16 protein-coding genes are annotated in these 18,167 nt (G+C 68.7%); 12 read left to right on the forward strand and 4 right to left on the reverse strand.

The window, feature by feature from the left end; translation table 11 throughout:
* Positions 1–13: 13 nt before the first annotated feature.
* From CRM90_RS15240 to CRM90_RS15260, 5 genes are read left to right on the forward strand one after another with little or no spacing between them, the layout of a single operon-like run.
* Positions 14–2,233 carry a propanediol/glycerol family dehydratase large subunit gene (locus tag CRM90_RS15240; RefSeq protein WP_102807800.1) on the forward strand — a complete coding sequence of 740 codons (2,220 nt, stop codon included), beginning with the start codon at positions 14–16 and terminating at the stop codon, positions 2,231–2,233.
* Positions 2,230–2,565: a diol dehydratase small subunit gene (locus CRM90_RS15245; protein ID WP_102807801.1), complete on the forward strand. Its 336-nt coding sequence runs from the start codon at positions 2,230–2,232 to the stop codon at positions 2,563–2,565. The genes CRM90_RS15240 and CRM90_RS15245 overlap by 4 nt, the downstream gene beginning before the upstream one ends.
* 2 nt (positions 2,566–2,567) lie before the next feature.
* Positions 2,568–4,262 (forward strand): diol dehydratase reactivase ATPase-like domain-containing protein, encoded by a 1,695-nt coding sequence (locus tag CRM90_RS15250; RefSeq protein ID WP_102807802.1) that lies wholly within the window; start codon positions 2,568–2,570, stop codon positions 4,260–4,262.
* Between the two features lie 33 nt (positions 4,263–4,295).
* A complete protein-coding gene (locus tag CRM90_RS15255) occupies positions 4,296–4,742 on the forward strand; it encodes an SRPBCC family protein (protein ID WP_102807803.1) in 447 nt (148 codons plus the stop codon).
* On the forward strand, positions 4,726–5,271 hold the full coding sequence (locus CRM90_RS15260; RefSeq protein ID WP_102807804.1) for a TetR/AcrR family transcriptional regulator: 546 nt from the start codon (positions 4,726–4,728) through the stop codon (positions 5,269–5,271). Before CRM90_RS15255 ends, CRM90_RS15260 begins: the two co-directional genes overlap by 17 nt.
* 91 nt (positions 5,272–5,362) lie before the next feature.
* Here the strand turns inward: CRM90_RS15260 and CRM90_RS15265 are convergent, their stop codons facing one another.
* Positions 5,363–6,520, reverse strand: coding sequence for a glycosyltransferase family 4 protein (locus CRM90_RS15265; RefSeq protein ID WP_102807805.1), 1,158 nt, complete (start codon positions 6,518–6,520; stop codon positions 5,363–5,365).
* 123 nt (positions 6,521–6,643) lie between these two features.
* Here CRM90_RS15265 and CRM90_RS15270 point away from each other — a divergent pair, with 123 nt between their 5' ends.
* A complete protein-coding gene (locus tag CRM90_RS15270) occupies positions 6,644–7,420 on the forward strand; it encodes a class I SAM-dependent methyltransferase (RefSeq protein WP_102807806.1) in 777 nt (258 codons plus the stop codon).
* A gap of 41 nt (positions 7,421–7,461) precedes the next feature.
* The gene (locus tag CRM90_RS15275) at positions 7,462–8,934 is read left to right on the forward strand and encodes an aldehyde dehydrogenase (RefSeq protein WP_102807807.1); all 1,473 of its coding nucleotides are present in this window, start codon (positions 7,462–7,464) and stop codon (positions 8,932–8,934) included.
* Positions 8,935–8,991: 57 nt separating this feature from the next.
* Here the strand turns inward: CRM90_RS15275 and CRM90_RS15280 are convergent, their stop codons facing one another.
* The gene (locus CRM90_RS15280) at positions 8,992–9,450 is read right to left on the reverse strand and encodes a MaoC family dehydratase (protein ID WP_102807808.1); all 459 of its coding nucleotides are present in this window, start codon (positions 9,448–9,450) and stop codon (positions 8,992–8,994) included.
* Between the two features lie 53 nt (positions 9,451–9,503).
* Entirely contained in the window at positions 9,504–11,333 is a 1,830-nt protein-coding gene (locus CRM90_RS15285; protein WP_102807809.1) for an acyl-CoA dehydrogenase, read from the reverse strand.
* Positions 11,334–11,595: 262 nt separating this feature from the next.
* Here CRM90_RS15285 and CRM90_RS30715 point away from each other — a divergent pair, with 262 nt between their 5' ends.
* Both CRM90_RS30715 and CRM90_RS15290 read left to right on the forward strand, forming a co-directional pair.
* On the forward strand, positions 11,596–11,733 hold the full coding sequence (locus CRM90_RS30715) for a hypothetical protein (RefSeq protein WP_199189913.1): 138 nt from the start codon (positions 11,596–11,598) through the stop codon (positions 11,731–11,733).
* Positions 11,734–12,363, forward strand: coding sequence for a TetR/AcrR family transcriptional regulator (locus tag CRM90_RS15290; RefSeq protein ID WP_102807810.1), 630 nt, complete (start codon positions 11,734–11,736; stop codon positions 12,361–12,363). It begins immediately after the preceding gene.
* A gap of 50 nt (positions 12,364–12,413) precedes the next feature.
* Here the strand turns inward: CRM90_RS15290 and CRM90_RS31330 are convergent, their stop codons facing one another.
* On the reverse strand, positions 12,414–14,924 hold the full coding sequence (locus CRM90_RS31330) for a hypothetical protein (protein WP_142391379.1): 2,511 nt from the start codon (positions 14,922–14,924) through the stop codon (positions 12,414–12,416).
* 184 nt (positions 14,925–15,108) lie between these two features.
* Here CRM90_RS31330 and CRM90_RS15305 point away from each other — a divergent pair, with 184 nt between their 5' ends.
* The 3 genes from CRM90_RS15305 to CRM90_RS15315 are packed head-to-tail and all read left to right on the forward strand — an operon-like array spanning position 15,109 to position 18,166.
* Entirely contained in the window at positions 15,109–15,951 is an 843-nt protein-coding gene (locus CRM90_RS15305; protein WP_502693278.1) for a PaaI family thioesterase, read from the forward strand.
* Between the two features lie 5 nt (positions 15,952–15,956).
* Positions 15,957–17,120 (forward strand): acyl-CoA dehydrogenase family protein, encoded by a 1,164-nt coding sequence (locus tag CRM90_RS15310; protein ID WP_102807879.1) that lies wholly within the window; start codon positions 15,957–15,959, stop codon positions 17,118–17,120.
* The gene (locus CRM90_RS15315) at positions 17,117–18,166 is read left to right on the forward strand and encodes an acyl-CoA dehydrogenase family protein (RefSeq protein WP_102807813.1); all 1,050 of its coding nucleotides are present in this window, start codon (positions 17,117–17,119) and stop codon (positions 18,164–18,166) included. Before CRM90_RS15310 ends, CRM90_RS15315 begins: the two co-directional genes overlap by 4 nt.
* Position 18,167: the final 1 nt, after the last annotated feature.

The following is an 18,167-nucleotide window of genomic DNA, read 5'->3' on the forward strand; positions in this document are numbered from 1 at the left end:
CGACCAGGGCCGGATGCGGATACTCGACGCGAAAGCGGTCAACCTGGACGGCTTCAGCGTGGCCGACCCGACTCTCGGCCTGGCCGCGATGCACAGCCCGCACGACCCCGCACCGTCTCTGGTGGTGCGCGACGGTGTCGTGGTCGAGTTGGACGGAAAATCCGCGAGCGACTTCGACGTCATCGACGAGTTCATCGCCCGGCACGGGATCGACCTCGAGACGGCCGGTGAGGCGATGGCGCTCGACGACGTCGCACTGGCCAGGATGGCCGTCGACGTCAATGTGCCGCGCTCCGAGGTGGTGCGTCTGATCGGCGGCACCACGCCGGCCAAGCTGGCCAGAGTGGTCGCGGTGATGACGCCGGTCGAGATGCAGATGGCGATGGCCAAGATGCGCGCCCGACGTACCCCGAGCAATCAGGCGCACGTCACCAACCAGCTCGACGATCCGCTGCTGATCGCCGCCGATGCGGCCAGCGCGGTGGCCTATGGCTTTCGGGAAGTCGAGACGACGGTGCCGGTGCTCGGCGATGCCCCGTCGAATGCCGTCGCGTTGCTGATCGGCAGCCAGGTCGGTGTTCCGGGGGCGCTCGCTCAGTGTTCGATCGAAGAGGCCTTGGAGCTGCGGCTGGGCCTGCGCGGCCTGACCAGCTACGCCGAGACCATCTCGATCTACGGAACCGAGCAGGTGTTCGTCGACGGTGACGACACTCCCTTCTCGAAGGCCATTCTCACCTCGGCCTACGCCTCCCGCGGGCTGAAGATGCGAGTGACCAGCGGCGGCGGTGCCGAAGTTTTGATGGGTGCGGCCGAGAAGTGTTCGATCCTGTATCTGGAGTCCCGGTGTGTGTCGCTGGCCCGCGCGCTCGGGTCGCAGGGCGTGCAGAACGGCGGGATCGACGGTGTCGGTGTGGTGGCCTCAGTCCCGGAGGGCATGAAAGAGCTGCTGGCCGAGAACCTGATGGTGATGCTGCGCGACCTCGAGTCCTGCGCAGGCAACGACAACCTGATCTCGGAGTCGGACATTCGTCGCAGCGCCCACACCCTGCCCGTCCTGCTCGCCGGGGCGGACTTCATCTTCTCCGGATTCGGCTCGATCCCCCGCTACGACAACGCTTTTGCGCTGTCGAACTTCAACTCCGACGACATGGACGACTTCCTGGTGTTGCAGCGGGACTGGGGTGCCGACGGCGGACTGCGGACGGTATCGGCCGAGCACCTGGCGCGAGTGCGCCGGCGGGCGGCCACGGCGGTGCAAGCGGTCTACCGGGATCTCGGCCTTGCCGACTACGACGATGCCCGCGTCGACGAGGTGGTGGTGGCCAACGGATCTCGCGACCTGCCCGCCGGGCACCCCAAGATGGTCGCCGAGGCGGCGGCCGCGATCGAGGCTCGCCAGCTGACGGTGTTCGACGTCGTGGCCGCGCTGCACCGCACCGGCTTCGAGCCGGAAGCCGAGTCGATCATGCGCCTGACCGCCGAACGATTGCGCGGCGACCAGCTCCAGACATCGGCCATCTTCGATCAGGACTTCAACGTGCTGTCCAAGCTCACCGACCCGAACGACTATGCGGGCCCGGGAACGGGTTATGCCTTGTCCGATCAGCGGCGAGCGGAGATCGACGACATCCGGCAAGCCCGGACGACGGCGGAGCTGACCGCCGATCAGGCCGACCACCACGGTCACATCACGTTCACCCCGGTCGAGACCGCCAGGCAGGGCAGCGATCCGCGCGAGGTGTGCATCGGTTTGTCGCCGGCACTGGGGTGCAGCGTGTGGCTGACCCTGTGCGGGCTGACCGTCGGTGAGGTCCTGCGGCAGATCGAAGCGGGGCTGGAAGAGGAAGGTTGCGTGGCCCGGCTGGTCCGGGTGCGATCGACCATCGACGTCGGGCTGATCGGATTGACCGCTGCCAAGCTGTCCGGATCCGGGATCGGAATCGGCTTGCAGGGCAAGGGCACCGCTCTGATCCACCGGCGGGACCTGGCACCGCTGGCGAATCTCGAGCTGTTCAGTGTGGCACCGCTGTTGGACGCGGACATGTACCGCCAGCTGGGCAAGAACGCCGCCCGCCACGCCAAGGGCATGGCGCCGGTACCCATCTTCACCGGCGGGACCGACGAGTCCATTTCGGCGCGCTATCACGCCAGGGCAGTGGCGCTCGTGGCCCTGGAGCGCGAAGCGTGCGAACCGGGCGAATCACCCGTGACCGTCGAAGCGAGGCGAGCATGACCGAGGATCGATTCACCGTGGCGGCCGCCGTCGACGGCAAGCTCACGCTGGCAGATCTCCGAATGGAGCCGTCGGCATTGGTTCATCAGGCGGACGTCGCCGCGGCGGGTGGTAATCCGCAACTGGCCGAGAACTTCCTTCGCGCAGCCGAATTGGCGACGATGGGCGACGACGAGGTGATGAAACTCTACGAGGCGTTGCGCCCGCACCGGTCGACGGCGCCGGAGCTGAACGCACTCGTGGCCGATCTGGAGGCGCGCGGCGCGGCCCGGTGTGCGGAGCTGGTGCGTCACGCTGCGGCGGTCTACCAACGCAGGGGTCTGCTGCGTTGAGCGTGGTGGCCGGAATCGACGTCGGAAACCACACCACCGAGATCGTCGTCGCCCGGACTTCGTCTGGCTCAGTGGAACCCGTATGCCACGGACAGGCACCGACCCGGGGTCGCAAGGGATCTCGGGAATCCCTGGCCGGCGCGGCGGCGCTGTTGCACAAACTCGAGGTGCAGGCAGAGTGCAGAGTCGACGAGGTGGTGCTGTCGGTATTGCGTCCGGTGGACACCGCCACCGCACCACTGCCGCCACCGACGCCACCGCACTGCCCGGTGCGAAGCCTGCGCAGGCCCAGCGCCAGCACGCCGGCAGGGGCGGGATCGGCCGTGGGCGTGCACGTACCGCTGGCCGATGTCACCGGTTCCGTGGCCGCCCGGCCAGCGATCGTATCGGTCAGCGCAACAGTCGATTTCGAGGTCGCGGCACGGCAGATCAGCGACGCCGTCCAGCGTGGATGGCACATCGCAGGGGTGATCGTCGAGCGTGACGAGGCCGTGCTGATCGCCAACCGGATACCCGCAGGCATCCCGGTTGTCGACGAAGTCGAGCTCGGCGGTTTGCGACCGGGCGCGCCGGTCGCGATCGAGGTGGTGGCGCAAGGGCGGTCGTATCGGGCGCTGGCCGATCCGCTGGCGCTGTCGGCGGCGCTGGGGGTGGCGCACGAGCACATTCACCAGATCGCCGAGTTCACCCGCGAATTGGCGGATTCACCGGCCATCGCGGTGACTCTGCGTGACGGAGAGCCCGAGCCGCCGTCCGCCGACGGGGACTACGCGGACTGTCGCGTCGACGGCGTCGTGCGGCGCTATTCGCCGGCCGAGGCCGAAAGCCTGCTGCGGGTCCGGCCGCCCGGCACCGTGGTGACGGTACGACTGGCCGCCGTGGCCTCGGCCGCATCCGGAATCGCGGTCGACGACGCCTACTTCACCAGTTTGAAGGCCATCGACGACGGCGCGTGGCTGCGCCGCGGGGTCGCGGAGACCAGCGGCACGGTGGTCGCGCTGCTGGCCGCTGACGAGGTGGCCGACGCAGCCGTCACCCTGGCCGAGCTGTGCGGTCGCCCGGCTCGGACCATCGCGTCGGAACCCCGGGCGGCCGCGCGCGGTGCCCACACCACTCCCCATCTCCCGCCGGGGTCGATCGTCTGCGATATCGGCGGCGGGACCATCGACCTGATCGGCGCAGACCAGGAAGTGGTCGCTGCCGGTGCCGGCGAGGCCATCACCACCGCGGTCGCGGCAACCCTCGGAGTGCCGCGGGCACTGGCCGAGCAGATCAAGCGTTCACCGGCAATCCGGGTGGAGGGGCCGCACATCGCTCACGAGGAGGACGGCCGCCGGGTGTTTCTGGACGCTCCTGCCCCGCCCGAGGCGATCGGCCGGTTGTGCACCCGTGGCAACGCCGGACTGGTCCCGTTCTCCAACCGGTTGGCCGCCGAGGAGTGGCGCAGCCTGCGGTTGGCGGTCAAGCAGCAGACCGTGGCCGCCAACATCGCACGCTGCCTGAAGGCTTTCGACGAGCCGCCGGTCGCGCTGGTGCTGGCCGGTGGCGGCGCGCTGGACGACGAACTGTTGCGGACGGTCGGCGAGTCGCTGCGCTCCGTTCCGGTGGCCGTCGGCCGGGCCAACGTCGACGGCACACATGGGCCGCGCTATGCCGTCGCCTCCGGGCTGGTCCACCTTCACGCCGAAGGCGGTTGAGCTGCCCCGCCTTAAAGATGTACCATCTGGTACATGCTCAGTTCCAGCAGCGTCGCCATCGACGCACCCGCAGATCTGGTGTGGGAGGTGTTCACCGATGTCGAGCACTGGCCGGACTGGACCGCATCGGTCACCCGACTGCACGGCCTGGACGGCGCACAACTGGCGGTCGGGCGCCGCTTCGAGATCACCCAACCGCGGATGCCCCGGCTGATCTGGACGGTCACGGACATCGAGCCGGGTACATCGTGGACGTGGGTGCAGCGGTCACCCGGCGGGCTGACCTCGGCACGACACGAGGTGCTGCCGGCTGTCGGCGGCGGAACACTGGTGCGACAGGAACTCGCCCAGCGCGGAGTGGTCGGGGCGATCGTCGGAGTGCTGATGCAGCGGATGACGCGGCGTTACCTGGCGATGGAAGCGCGGGGGTTGAAGGCGCGCTGCGAGGGCTTGCGGAAGCTTCGTGGTTCGAACGCCTGATCTGCGACGGCGCACGGAACTGCTCGACGCCCTGGTCGCCGACTGCGCCGAGAACGGTGTCGGTGGACGCGCGCTGCGCGAACTCGCCGACGCGGTGGGAACCAGCCACCGAATGTTATTGCACCACTTCGGATCCCGCGACGAGCTGCTGTTGGCGATCGTCGACGAGGTGGAACGCAGGCAGATGGCGCTGTTGAGTGAGCTGATGGCAGCGGGCGGCACGGGGTTCGCCGAGATGTGGGAGCATCTGCGCAGGCCCGAACTGAGAGCGCTCGAGCGGTTGTTCTTCGAATGCTATGCCCGTGGGGCCCAGGGCGAATCACCGTTCGCGACGATGCTGCCCGGCGCGGTCGATCGCTGGCTCACGGTGACACGATCCGCGGACGACCCCGCGCTTGCCCGGCTCGGTCTGGCGGTCATGCGCGGCCTGCTGCTCGACTTGGCCGGCACCGACGACGACGCCGGCGTCGACGCCGCCGCCCAACATTTCGTCGAGCTGATCGGCTCACTCGAAAACACCGCGCGCTAATCGGCTTTGGCCGCAACGGGCCTGAGCATCACCGAAATCGACGCCACGGTCGTTGTTTGGGCACAATCGCAGCCCTGACGTCGATCTCGTGCTAGATGACGCCGCTGACCCGGCCGCCGGTGTGCACCGACTCCAGGACCGTGCGCATGGCATCGGCACTCTGCTGCCAGGAGAAGTCCCGGCTGCGCGCCGTGGCCTTGGCACCGAGCTCGTCGCGCAGAACGTGGTCGGTCAGCAGGCGTTCCAGGCGATCCACCAGGTCGTGGTGATCGTCGGCCAGCACGCCGGTGACCCCGTCGATGACCGAGTCGGTGAGACCACCCGAGGACCGGTAGCCGATGGTCGGCACACCGTGCTGGGCGGCCTCGATGACGGCCAGGCCCCAACCTTCCTTGCGTGACGGCAGCACATGCACCCAGGACCGTTGCACGACAGCGTGTTTGGTGTGGTGATCGACGTGGCCGTGGAACGTGACGGCATCGGAGATGCCGAGCTGCTCGGCCCGCTCCACCAGGCGGTCGCGCCACCAGCCACCGCCCACGATGTCCAGGTGCAGGCCGTCGACCCGGGGCCGCAACGCCGCCACCGCATCCAACGCGTCCTCGATCTGCTTGTGCGGCACCAGCCGTGACAACACCACGACCCGGGGCGTCGGCGACCGTGGTGCGGTCAGGGTGTCCGGCGGAGCGTCGTCGAGACCGTTGCGCACCACGGCGATCCGCGCGGTATCGACGCCGAGATCGGACAGATCGCGGGCCGACGGCAGGGAGACTGTGACGTACTGGTTGTGCCGGTGCATGCGCGGCGAGAGCCACGATTCGACCAGCCAGCCAACGCGGCCGAAGAAGCGACCGGCCACCGGCCACTGTTCACGGTGGCAGTGGTGCACCAGGACGGCGACCCGGCGGCCGAAGGCGAGCCGGGCCAGGAAGGGCACCCCGTTCTGGGTGTCGATCACGACGTCGGGGCGCACGGCGCGCAGCGGTCCGAGGCCGAGCCGGGCGGCCACCATGGCCAGCCCCGCCCAGATGTACACGCTGTAGGGCCCGCCGCCGCGGCTGACCCGCACCCCGTCGACGAGCTCGCGACGGGGTGCACCGGGGTAGCGGGCGGTGCGCAGAGTGACCTCTATGCCGGATTCGGCCAGCAGCGAGCCGATGCGCTGGACGTAGGTTTCGCTGCCGCCACCCTGCGGGTGGCCGGTGTCCCGCCAGCACAACAGCAGGACGGAGCGAACGGGTGTGGACATCAACGCCAGCCTAGACCGCCAGTCGAGTTTCACTTTTTGCAGCTCTGCACCTCGAACTTTTTCTGCGCAGCGTGAGTTTCAACTCTGGCGAGGGTGAATTTCGAGCTGACTAAGGTGGGCCCGATGGCCGTCACCGACCTGTTCGCCCGTCGCGCGACGCTGGGCAGATCGACGCGGCTGCTCAGTGAATTCCGGTACGAACAGTCCGACCCCGCCCGCTTCTACGGCGCCCTGGCCACCGACACCGCGGAGATGGTGACCGACCTGTGGCAGGCCGCCAACGGTCCGGTGGCCGGACACACGCTCGTCGACGTCGGCGGCGGGCCGGGCTACTTCGCCACCGCGTTCACCCGATCGGGCTGGAGCTATGTCGGCGTCGAACCGGATCCGAGTGAGATGCACGCCGCCGAGCACGTCCGGCAGGCCGGGCCGGGCTGCTTCGTCCGGGCATCCGGGATGGCCCTGCCGTTCGCCGACGGCAGTGTCGACGTGTGCCTGTCGTCGAATGTCGCCGAGCATGTGCCGCGCCCGTGGCAGCTCGGGGCGGAGATGCTGCGGGTGACCCGGCCCGGCGGTCTGGCGATCCTGTCGTACACCGTCTGGCTGGGGCCGTTCGGCGGCCACGAGATGGGCCTCACGCACTACCTCGGCGGGGCCCGTGCCGCGGCTCGCTACACCCGCAAGCACGGCCATCCACCGAAGAACAACTACGGGTCGTCGCTGTTCGCGGTGTCCGCGGCCGCGGGCCTGCGCTGGGCGGCCGGTACCGGAGCGCTGGTCGCGGCATTCCCGCGCTACCACCCGCGATGGGCGTGGAGGCTGACCGGTGTGGCCGGCGTACGGGAGTTCCTGGTGAGCAACCTGGTGCTGGTGCTGCAGCCGCCGATTCGCCCGAAATGAACAGGTTCTAGTTTCTGTCTCCAATAGGTAGTGTGACGGTCATGACACAGAGCACGGCTTTCAGAACCGAGTGGGACAAGCTGTTCATTGGCGGCAAGTGGACCGAACCGTCCACCTCCGAGGTCATTGAAGTGCACTCCCCTGCCACCGGCGAGCTGGTCGGCAAGGTGCCGCTGGCTGCCAAGGCCGACGTCGACGCGGCCTGCGCCGCCGCCCGCAAGGCCTTCGACGAAGGTCCGTGGCCGAAGATGTCGCCCACCGAGCGCGGCGAGATCCTGGCCCGCGCCGTCAAGATCCTCGAAGAGCGCGCCGAGGAGTTCAAGTTCCTGCTGGCCGCCGAGACCGGCCAGCCGCCGACGATCGTCGACATGATGCAGTACGGCGCCGCGATGTCGTCGTTCCAGTACTTCGCCGGTGCCGCCGACAAGTTCACCTGGCGCGACTTCCGCGACGGCGTCTACGGCACCACGATGGTGCTGCGCGAGCCGATCGGCGTGGTCGCCGCCGTCACCGCGTGGAACGTCCCGTTCTTCCTGGCCGCCAACAAGCTCGGCCCCGCGCTGCTGGCCGGCTGCACCATCGTCGTGAAGCCGGCCGCGGAGACCCCGCTGTCGCTGTTCGCGATGGCCGACGTCTTCGCCGAAGCCGGCCTGCCGGAGGGTGTGCTCTCGGTGGTGCCCGGCGGCCCTGAAACCGGCCGCGCCCTGACCGCCAACCCCGAGATCGACAAGTTCACCTTCACCGGGTCCAGCGGCGTCGGCAAGGAGATCGCCAAGATCGCCGCCGAGAAGCTCAAGCCGTGCACCTTGGAGCTGGGCGGCAAGTCGGCCGCGATCATCCTCGAGGACGCCGACCTGGATTCGACGTTGCCGATGCTGGTCTTCTCCGGACTGATGAACTGCGGGCAGGCCTGTGTCGGCCAGACCCGCATCCTGGCGCCGCGGTCGCGTTACGACGAGGTCGTCGAGAAGTTGTCCGCCGCCGTCGCGGCCATGCCGATCGGGCTGCCCGACAACCCGGGCGCCATGATCGGCCCACTGATCAGCGAGAAGCAGCGCGAGCGGGTCGAGGGCTACATCAAGAAGGGTGTCGAAGAAGGCGCCCGGCTGGTCACCGGCGGTGAGCGTCCCGAGGGGCTCGACGGCGGCTGGTTCGTGCAGCCGACGGTCTTCGCCGATGTCGACAACTCGATGACGATCGCGCAGGAGGAGATCTTCGGACCCGTCCTGGCGGTGATCCCCTACGAGACCGAAGAGGATGCCGTCCGCATCGCGAACGACTCCGTCTACGGTCTGGCCGGTTCGGTCTACACCACCGACAATGACAAGGCGATGAAGATCGCCGCCCAGATCCGCACGGGTACCTACGCGGTCAACATGTACGCGTTCGATCCGGGTTCGCCGTTCGGTGGCTACAAGAACTCCGGTATCGGCCGGGAGAACGGGCCCGAGGGTATCGAGGCGTACACCCAGGCCAAGAGCGTGCTGCTGCCGTTCGGGTACACCCCCGAATAGCAGGTCACACGAAGAAGCCCCGCACGCGCGAGCGTGTCGGGGCTTTTTCGTGTCTGGTCAGAACAGCGCGCGGACGATCATCTCGGCGACGGCGGCGGGCTTGTCGACACCGTCGATCTCGATGGTGTGCTTGACGGTCAGGTTGACGGTGTTGTCGTCGACCTTGTCGGCGCCGACGAGTTCGGACCGCACCCGGATGCTGCTGTCCACCGGGACGGCCGCCACGAACCGAACCTTGTTGAGTCCGTAGTTGATCGCCATCTTCGCGTTCTCGATGCGGAAGTTGTCCTTGGACAGCGCCGGGATCAGCGACAGGGTCAGGAAACCGTGCGCAATCGGTGTGCCGTAAGGGCTTTCGGCTTTGGCCTTCTCCACATCCACGTGGATCCACTGATGATCCCCGGTCGCGTCGGCGAAGTCATTGATGCGCTTCTGATCGATCTGCAGCCACTCGCTGACGCCGAGCTCCTCGCCGACCGCGGACGCCGCGTCGTCGATGGACGTGATCACCTTCATGGGGTCCCTTCCTCGTCAATCCCACCGGTTGGTCTCGCCATCTTGACCGACGCTCAGAAGGCCTCTTCGGGCAGGTCCATGATCGACACGTCGATCGACTCCGCGACCTTCCGCTCGGCGGCCAGCCGCGGCAGCACGTTGCCGGCGAAGAACTTCGCCACCGCCACCTTGCCGCGGTAGAAATCCTGCTCACGCGGATCCGGGTCGCCGTCGAGTGCGTGTAGCGCGATCTCGGCCTGGCGCAACAGGAACCAGCCGATCAGCAGGTCGCCGACGGCGAGGAGGAAGCCGACCGATTCCAGTCCCACCCGGTAGAGCTCGCGAGCATCCTCCTGCGCCCCCAGCAGATAACCGGTCATCACGGTCGCGACCGCGCGCACGTTGTCCAGCGCGTCGGTCAGCGATGCGCGCGCGGCGGCCAGCTCGGGCCGCGGGTCGGGGCTGTCGATGAACTTCTCGATCTGGGTGACGACATGCCCCAGTGCCCCACCCTGGTCCCGGGCGATCTTGCGGAAGAAGAAGTCCTGGGCCTGGATCGCGGTGGTGCCCTCGTAGAGCGAGTCGATCTTGGCGTCGCGGATGTACTGCTCGATCGGGTAGTCCTGCAGGAAGCCGGATCCGCCGAACGTCTGCAGCGACTCGGTCAGGCACTGGTAGGCGCGTTCGGAGCCGACACCCTTGACGATCGGCAACAGCAGATCGTTGACCCGCTCGGCCATCGAGGCGTCGGCACCCGAAACGATCTGTGCCACCGCGGGATCCTGGTGTGCCGCGGTGTAGAGGTAGAGCGCGCGCAGCCCTTCGGCGTACGCCTTCTGCGTCATCAGGGCACGTCGCACGTCGGGGTGATGGATGATGGTGACCCGAGGTGCCGTCTTGTCGGTCATCTGGGTCAGGTCGGCGCCCTGCACCCTGGTCTTGGCATACTCCAGCGCATTCAGGTAACCGGTGGACAGCGTCGCAATCGCCTTGGTGCCCACGAACATTCGTGCGTACTCGATGACCTTGAACATCTGGGCTATGCCGTTGTGCACATCGCCCACCAGCCAGCCGATCGCCGGCTTACCGTTCAGGCCCAGGCTGAGTTCGGTGGTGGCCGAGGCCTTCAGCCCCATCTTGTGTTCGAGGTTGGTGACGAACGCGCCATTGCGCTCGCCCGGCTCGCCGGTCTCGGGATCGAGCAGGAACTTGGGCACCAGGAAGAGACTCAGGCCCTTGGTGCCGGGGCCGGCGCCTTCCGGGCGGGCCAGCACCAGATGAAGGATGTTCTCGAAGAAGTCGCCGGTGTCACCGTTGGTGATGAACCGTTTGACGCCTTCGATGTGCCAGGTCCCGTCGCCGGCGTCGACCGCCTTGGTACGGCCCGCACCCACGTCGGAGCCGGCGTCCGGCTCGGTCAGCACCATGGTGGCGCACCAGTTGCGTTCGGCTGCCAGGGCGGCCCAGTGCCGCTGCTGCTCGTTGCCGATGTGGAACAGGATGTTGGCCATGATCGGCCCGGCCATGTACATGAACACCGCGGGATTGGCCCCGAGCACGAGTTCGTCGATCGCCCAGGTGACCATCGCAGGCGCCGGGACGCCGCCCACCTCCTCGGACAGCCCGATGCGGAACCACTCCCCCTGCTGCCAGGCCCGCATCGACGTGCAGAACGGCTCGGGCAACGACACCGCATGGGTACCGGGGTCGAATGTGGGCGGATGACGGTCGGTCTCGGCGAACGATTCGGCGACCGGCCCCTCGGCCAGCCGGGCTGCCTCGGCCAGCATCTCCCGGATCGAATCCCCGTCCAGGTCGGGATAGGCGTCGAGAGCCTTCTCCACATCAAGGAACTCGAAGAGATTGAACTCGAGGTCGCGGACATTGCTCTTGTAGTGGCTCATCGCGTGCGTCCTCCTCATCGCCGGCTGAGCCCGAGCCTAGCTCGGTTCACCTGCACTGATCAGGGTGTTCATCCAGCGTCCTGAAATATGGTGTTGGCCATATAAGTGCACGTCCGGACCCTCGGCAGTGCGGCCTATCTGGCTGTTTGCCTGCTGTTAACGTCGGCGTCAGGCCCTATGTTGCGCTCACCGCATTCTTAACTTATGGTCATAACCATAGTTATGGAGTTGGTCTCCAGACCTACCCCGCAAGGAGAGAGATATGTGGCTGATCGAGCTGAACATCGCCGGCCACCGGTTCACGCGCCACGTACCCGACAAGCGCCGTCAGCTGTTCGGTCGCGGAGCTCGGGCGCTGGCGTGGCGGGGTAGCCATTTCCGTCAAACCCCCGCCGCCTGAATGACCCGGACCCCGACACCCGATCGCAAGAGCCGCGGCTCCACCCGCACCAAGATGCTGGTGAGTGCCGCCGAGATGCTGCGTGAACGCGGCGCCGCCGGCGTGACGATCGACGAGGTGCTGGCCCGCAGCGGTGCGCCGCGCGGTTCGGTCTATCACCATTTCCCCGAGGGGCGAAGCCAGATCCTGCGCGAGGCACTGGAATACGCCGGCTACGCGATCACGACCGCCATCGACGAGGCGGCATGCGAGAACGCCGGGGTGCTTCTGCGCCGCTATGTACAACTCTGGGAAGACGCCCTGATCACCAGCGACTACACCGCCGGCTGTCCAGTGCTGGCCGCGGCCATCGGATCCGGCGAAGACGAACAACAGCTCACCGCAGTCGCCGGTGAGATCTTCAGCCGCTGGCGCGAGGCGTCCAAGCAGGCCTACCTACGGGAAGGCTTCGACGCCGCCGACGCCAGTGCATTGGCCGACACCACCCTGTCCGCGATGGAAGGTGCAGTGGTGCTGTGCCGCTCGGTGCACAGCCTGCAGCCCCTCCATGACGTCGCCGCCCAGATGGAATTCCTGATCAAGGCAAAGGAATTCGTGACGAAGTTCGGTGTGCCGACCCTGAACCCCTGAATGGCCAACGGGCACAGCCGAAATGGCTGTGCCCGTTGGTTTCCAATCGATCAGGGGTGATTGGTCCCGTCGGTTCCGGCTGTGCCCGGGGTCCCATTGGCCTGCGCATCGCCACCGTTGGTACCCGCGGTGCCCACGCCCAGGACACCCGAGTCATTGCCACCGTTACCACCGTTACCGCCGGCGCCGCCGATTCCGGTGCCTCCGGTGCCGCTGTTGGTGCCCTTGCCGCCCGAGCCGCCGTTGCCGCCGGCATTGACCCCATTGGTCGACGTCTGACCGCCGGACAGCACGAAGGTGCTGTTGCCGCCGGTGCCACCCGCGCCACCGGCCGGAGTGCCCGTCCCGGTGCCGTTGGCTCCGCCGTCGCCGCCATTGCCACCCTTCGACGTGCCGTTGACGATCGCGGTTCCTGCCGGAGCATCCGCGTCGGCTGCGTCGAGCTTGGCAAACCCACCATCACCACCGAGCGCGCCCTTGGTGGCACCGCCGTTGCCTGCGATGGCCGAGCCGCCGGTGATCGTGCCGTTGAGCCCGATGACCTCCGAGAAACCACCGTCACCGCCGGCCTTGCCGTTGACGCTGGAGGCGCCGCCATTGCCGCCGGTGGACGTGATGCCGATAGCGGAGCCGATGAGACCTGCGGCCGTGACCGAGGAGTCACCGCCCGCGCCGCCGGTACCACCGGCGCTGGCCGCCCCACCGTTGCCGCCGGTGGAGAAGCCGTTCACCACACCGGCGTTGGTCCCGACGATGCCTGCTTGCAGCTGGGCCGAACCGCCGTTGCCGCCAACGCTGCCCGCGCCGGTGGCGTCGCCGCCGCTGCCGCCCTTGGCACTTCCCAAAGCGGTGCCGTTCGGGCCGGACTGGATTCCCGCAGCACCGCCCGCGCCGCCCTGAGCAGCCCCGGGACCGCTCTTACCGCCGGCACCGCCGGTGGCGGTACCGCTGGCCGAACTCAGCACACCGTCCGCGACGATGCTGGCGCCGCCGCCCGTGCCGCCCGCGACGCCCGCCACGGTGGTCGCGTCGCCGCCCGCACCGCCCGCACCGCCGATGGCGGTACCCGCAGCCGCGCCACCATTGAGGCCCTCGACGTGGGCGCCGCCACCGCCGCCACCGCCGCCACCGCCGAGGCCGGCTGCAGCCGCGGTGCCAACGGCACCCTTGCCGCCCGAACCGCCCTTGCCGCCGGTGGCTCCGACGCCGTCACTCGCACCGGCACCACCGGCGCCTCCGACACCGCCCGTGCCGAACGCCGCACCGTCAGTTCCCGTTCCGCCCTTGCCGCCTGAGCCGCCGTTACCGCCGGCTTGCGTCGACCCGTCGGCCAGGACGCCCTTGCCTGCACCACCGACACCGCCCGTGCCGCCGGTGCCGCCGACACCTCCGCTGCCGGTCGCACCGCTGGAACCGAAGATGAAGAGGAATCCGCCCGCGCCGCCTGCGCCGCCGACACCGCCGACACCGCCTTCGCCGCCGGCACCACCGTCACCGGCTGCGCTGACACCGTCCACGCCGTCGACACCAGTGCCGCCGGTACCACCGGTGCCGCCCTTGCCGCCGGCACCGCCGCCGCCGCCCGAGCCGAAGATCATGCTGCCCTTGCCGCCGGCGCCACCATTGCCGCCGGCCTCACCCTTGCCGCCGCCCGCGCCGGTGCCGCCGGTTGTCCCGGTCACACCGGATCCACCCGCGCCGCCGAAGCCGCCGCTGCCGCTGATCGACAATCCACCGACGCTGCCGCCGTCGCCGCCGTCGGCTCCGCTGCCGTTCAAGCCCGCGCCGCCGTCACCGCCACTGCCGGTGATCAGGCCGCCGGCACCGCCGTTGCCGCCCTTGCCACCGTTGACAGTGGCGACACCCGCTCCGCCGTTACCGCCGGTGCCGAACCAGCCGGCCGCACCGCCGTTACCGCCGTTGAAACCATTGCCGCCGGTACCGAACAGACCCGCGTTGCCGCCGTTGCACGCGGTGGTACCGGTGCACGAGGCCGAGGTGAAGCTGTAGCCGTTTCCGAAGAGGATGCCGGCGTTGGGGTGGTCGGCGGTGCCGTTGCCGACGTACATCCGGATGAAGTCAGTGATCGGGTTGCCGGCCAGCGCGGCCATCGCGGCCGCTCCGGGCGACGCCACCCCGGCCGCCTTGACAGCGGGCGCCGTCGGCTTGGCTGCGGCGCTGGGGGATTCGGTCGCGCCGGCGGGCTTGGCTGCGGCCGCCGGGACATCGTCCTTGACATCCGGTGTCGAGTCAGAACCGCCCGTCGAGGTCGACGGCTTGGCTGCAGCTCGGCTCCGCGGGGCACTGCGCCCTGTGCCTGCCTTCGTGGAGCCCTTGGTCGACGAATTCCCGCTTGCGTGGGACGAACCGGTCGAGGATCGCCCCGAACCCGAACCGCTGGAGCCGCCCGCACCGCCGGTATCCGCCGCCGCCACCGGCAGGGCTGCCGACGCCACGCCGACACCGAGAGCGACCGCGAGCACACCCACCCGGCCCACCCAGCGGGCGTATCCGGACGATGACATATCGGTGTGGTCGGTGCTCTGCGACAGATTACGCACGGTCATATGATTCCTCGCCGTTTCATGCGAGAACCCCGTGCCCCCGCCCGTTGCAGAGAAATTACCGAAAGCTCACCGGCACAGGAGGTATTTCAGAGTTTTCGACGGCACCGGCGTTTCGTCGCGCTCCCGCTCGGCGGACCTGCCTGCGCACCACGACGGCCGCTGATGCTGGAATACGAGGGTGACGACGCCCGACCGAACGACCGGCATGCAGGACCCGGAGACGCCGGAAAGTGTCATCACCCGGTTCGGCATCGAGACGCTCGACGAGAACCTCACCGAGTTCACGGTCGTCGCCTCGATGCCGGTGGGCCGGTTGACCAACCCGTTCACTCAGATGCCGACGATCGGTCCGCTGGCCATCCTGGTCGACGATGTCGGCGGCCGGGCCAACTTCTATCGCCGCGGCGCCGGTCAGTGGACGGTCTCGAGCGAGCTCTCCGTCGAACTCAGCCCCGACGGGATCGACAGCCTGCAGGCCGCGCCGGACGAACCCGTCGTGGCGAGCAGTCGCCCGCTCGGACCGCACGGTGCGACGCTGCTGTCCATCTGCACGCTGAGTCACCGCGGCAGTACGATCGGCGGCGGCACCGTGCGCACGGTCGCCATCACCGGTGGCCCCGATGCACCCATCCAGCGGGGACCGGACACCCTGGCGCGCACATCGCAGACGACGCTGGCGCAGTTGATGTCCGCCGACCCACGGCCGGACGAGGACGGCACCTACCGGCTGGACCAGCGGCCGGATCCGATCATCAACAACCTGATCGGGATCGTCCACGGCGGGGTCAGCAGCGCCGGGCTGGAACTCGCGGCGTCCGCGGCAATCAACCACGGGCAGGCCGAACCGCTACGCACCGCATCGCTGCGGGTGAACTTCCTGCGCCCGTTCTTCGCCGGCGACCAATCCCGTTACGAGGGCACCGCACTGCGGGTCGGACGCAATTCCGCGGTCGGCGACGCCCAGGCTGTCGGTGCTGATGGCAAGGTGGCCATCCTGGCGCGTGTCACGGGCTACCGGTGAGCACCATGACCGACGACTTCGGGGCGCTGTGCGCCAATGAGCCCGAGCTGGCCCGCTTGCGAGCTTCGATCCGGGCGTTCCTGGCCGCCGACCGTGACGAATTCGGTTGGCAGCCAACCGTCGACGCGTGGCTGTCGAGCTGGGACGAGGCGTTCAGCGCCCGTCTCGGTGCGGCGGGATTCCTCGGCCTGACCATTCCGCGCGAGTACGGCGGGCAGGGACTGAGCCACCTGCATCGCTATGTGGTGACCGAAGAGCTGCTGGCCGTCGGTGCGCCGGTGGCTGCGCATTGGATCGCCGACCGACAGGTCGCACCCGGGCTGCTGGCCTACGGCTCCGAAGAGCAACGGCAACGATTACTACCCAGAATTGCTGCTGGGCAATACTTCTCCGCGATCGGCATGAGCGAGCCGCAGGCCGGCTCGGACCTCGCCGCCTCGGCCGCCAAGGCTACCAAGACCGACGGTGGCTGGTTGCTGTCGGGCACCAAGGTATGGACCAGCGGAGCGCACCTGGCCCACCAGATCGTGGTGCTGGCCCGCACCAGCCCGGTCGACCCCGACCGTCGCCACGCCGGCTTCAGCCAGTTCATCGTGCCGACAGACAGTGCGGGGATCACGATCAGTCCCATCGTGATCATGTCGGGCGAACACCATTTCAACGAGGTGACCTTCGACGAGGTGTTCGTCAGCGACGACAACCTGCTCGGCGAGATCGGCAACGGCTGGCATCAGGTCACCGCCGAACTGTCCTTCGAACGCAGCGGCCCAGAACGCATCCTGAGCACCGCTGCGCTACTGACGGCACTGGTGCGTCTGCTGGCCGGCCAGGACGATCTCGACGACCACGCCGCCGCGGCCGTCGGCGACTTGCTGGCCCGGGTGATCTCGTTGCGGCAGCTGTCGGTGTCGGTGGCCAGGGCGCTGGCCGCCGGGCAGTCACCGGTCAACGAGGCCGCCCTGGTCAAGGACCTGGGCACCCGCTTCGAGCAGGAGTCGGTGGAGTTGGCGGCCGACCTGTTCGGCTACGCCGCGACCGACTCACCGGATCGCGACCGGGTGGCCGCGCTGCTGAATGTGGCACGGCTGCATGCGCCGTTATTCACCCTGCGCGGCGGAACCAACGAGGTGCTGCGCGGTGTGGTGGCCCGCGGAATGGGGCTGAGATGACGCGGGCGTTGATCGGTGGTGTCTTCGTGACCACCAGCGGCACAGATGAATTGGCTGACCTGCGCCAGCTGGCGGAGGATATCGGGGCCCGCTCCTTCGACGAGCGGATCGGCCGACGCGGCCTGCCGGACGACGTCGACACCGCCGCATGGCGGCATCTGCAGGACGCCGGCCTGACCCGTCTGACCAGCGATCCCGAATCAGGCGGTGGCCCAACCGAATCCGCGGTTGTGCTACGGGCGCTGGCCCGGCATGCCGTCACCGTCCCGATCGCTGAAACCGATGTGCTGGCGGCCTGGTTGGCCGCAAAGGCCGGGCTCGAGGTCCCCGCCCAGGGGCCGCTGACGATCGCGATCGGCCCGGCCGGGGCGACGAGCATCAGCGGCGTTCCGTATGCGGGCTCCGCCGGCGCGGTGGTGGTGGCCGTGCGCGACGGCGCCGCACTCTCGGTGGCGATCACCGAGCCCGCGACCACCGCCACCGGGCACAACCTGGGCGGTGAACCACGCGACACCATCGCCGTGCCCGCCGAGGGGTTCGTCACCGTCGAGGGAGCCGCCGAGGAGCTGGCGCGGCGCGGTGCCTGGGCGCGGTGCATCCAGGCGCTGGGCGCGCTGGACGCCGCGGTCGAGTCCTCGGTGGCACACACTCGGGAGCGGGTGCAGTTCGGTCGTCCGTTGAGCGCGTTTCAGGCGGTTCAACACACGCTGGCCTCGATGGCAGGTGAGGTGGAACGGGCGCGCGCGGCCACCGAGCTGGCCGTGGCCGCCGTGGCCGTTCACGGATTCGACAGCGCCCAAGCCGATTACGCCGTCACCGTCGCCAAGGTGGTGCTGGGCCGGGTGGTGCCGAGCGTGGTCACCGCCGCCCACCAGCTGCACGGTGCCATCGGCGTGACGATCGAGCACCGCTTGTGGCTGGCGACGATGCGAGCCCGCAGCTGGATCGACGAATTCGGTGACACCGCCTGGCATGCGCGGAAGTTGGGCCGGATGGCGCTGGCTTCCGGCAACGACCCGTGGGACTTCGTCGTCGGCGCGGTCTGAC

This window comes from Mycobacterium sp. ENV421 (assembly GCF_002887815.1).
GTDB lineage: Bacteria > Actinomycetota > Actinomycetes > Mycobacteriales > Mycobacteriaceae > Mycobacterium.

Bases quoted from the DNA above. Each gene is read 5' to 3' on its own strand.
- CRM90_RS15240 (WP_102807800.1), top strand. From the start codon at position 14: ATGCGGATACTCGACGCGAAAGCGGTCAACCTGGACGGCTTCAGCGTG.
- CRM90_RS15245 (WP_102807801.1), top strand. From the start codon at position 2,230: ATGACCGAGGATCGATTCACCGTGGCGGCCGCCGTCGACGGCAAGCTC.
- CRM90_RS15255 (WP_102807803.1), top strand. From the start codon at position 4,296: ATGCTCAGTTCCAGCAGCGTCGCCATCGACGCACCCGCAGATCTGGTG.
- CRM90_RS15265 (WP_102807805.1), bottom strand. From the start codon at position 6,520: ATGTCCACACCCGTTCGCTCCGTCCTGCTGTTGTGCTGGCGGGACACC.
- CRM90_RS15270 (WP_102807806.1), top strand. From the start codon at position 6,644: ATGGCCGTCACCGACCTGTTCGCCCGTCGCGCGACGCTGGGCAGATCG.
- CRM90_RS15275 (WP_102807807.1), top strand. From the start codon at position 7,462: ATGACACAGAGCACGGCTTTCAGAACCGAGTGGGACAAGCTGTTCATT.
- CRM90_RS15280 (WP_102807808.1), bottom strand. From the start codon at position 9,450: ATGAAGGTGATCACGTCCATCGACGACGCGGCGTCCGCGGTCGGCGAG.
- CRM90_RS15285 (WP_102807809.1), bottom strand. From the start codon at position 11,333: ATGAGCCACTACAAGAGCAATGTCCGCGACCTCGAGTTCAATCTCTTC.
- CRM90_RS30715 (WP_199189913.1), top strand. From the start codon at position 11,596: ATGTGGCTGATCGAGCTGAACATCGCCGGCCACCGGTTCACGCGCCAC.
- CRM90_RS15290 (WP_102807810.1), top strand. From the start codon at position 11,734: ATGACCCGGACCCCGACACCCGATCGCAAGAGCCGCGGCTCCACCCGC.
- CRM90_RS15310 (WP_102807879.1), top strand. From the start codon at position 15,957: ATGACCGACGACTTCGGGGCGCTGTGCGCCAATGAGCCCGAGCTGGCC.
- CRM90_RS15315 (WP_102807813.1), top strand. From the start codon at position 17,117: ATGACGCGGGCGTTGATCGGTGGTGTCTTCGTGACCACCAGCGGCACA.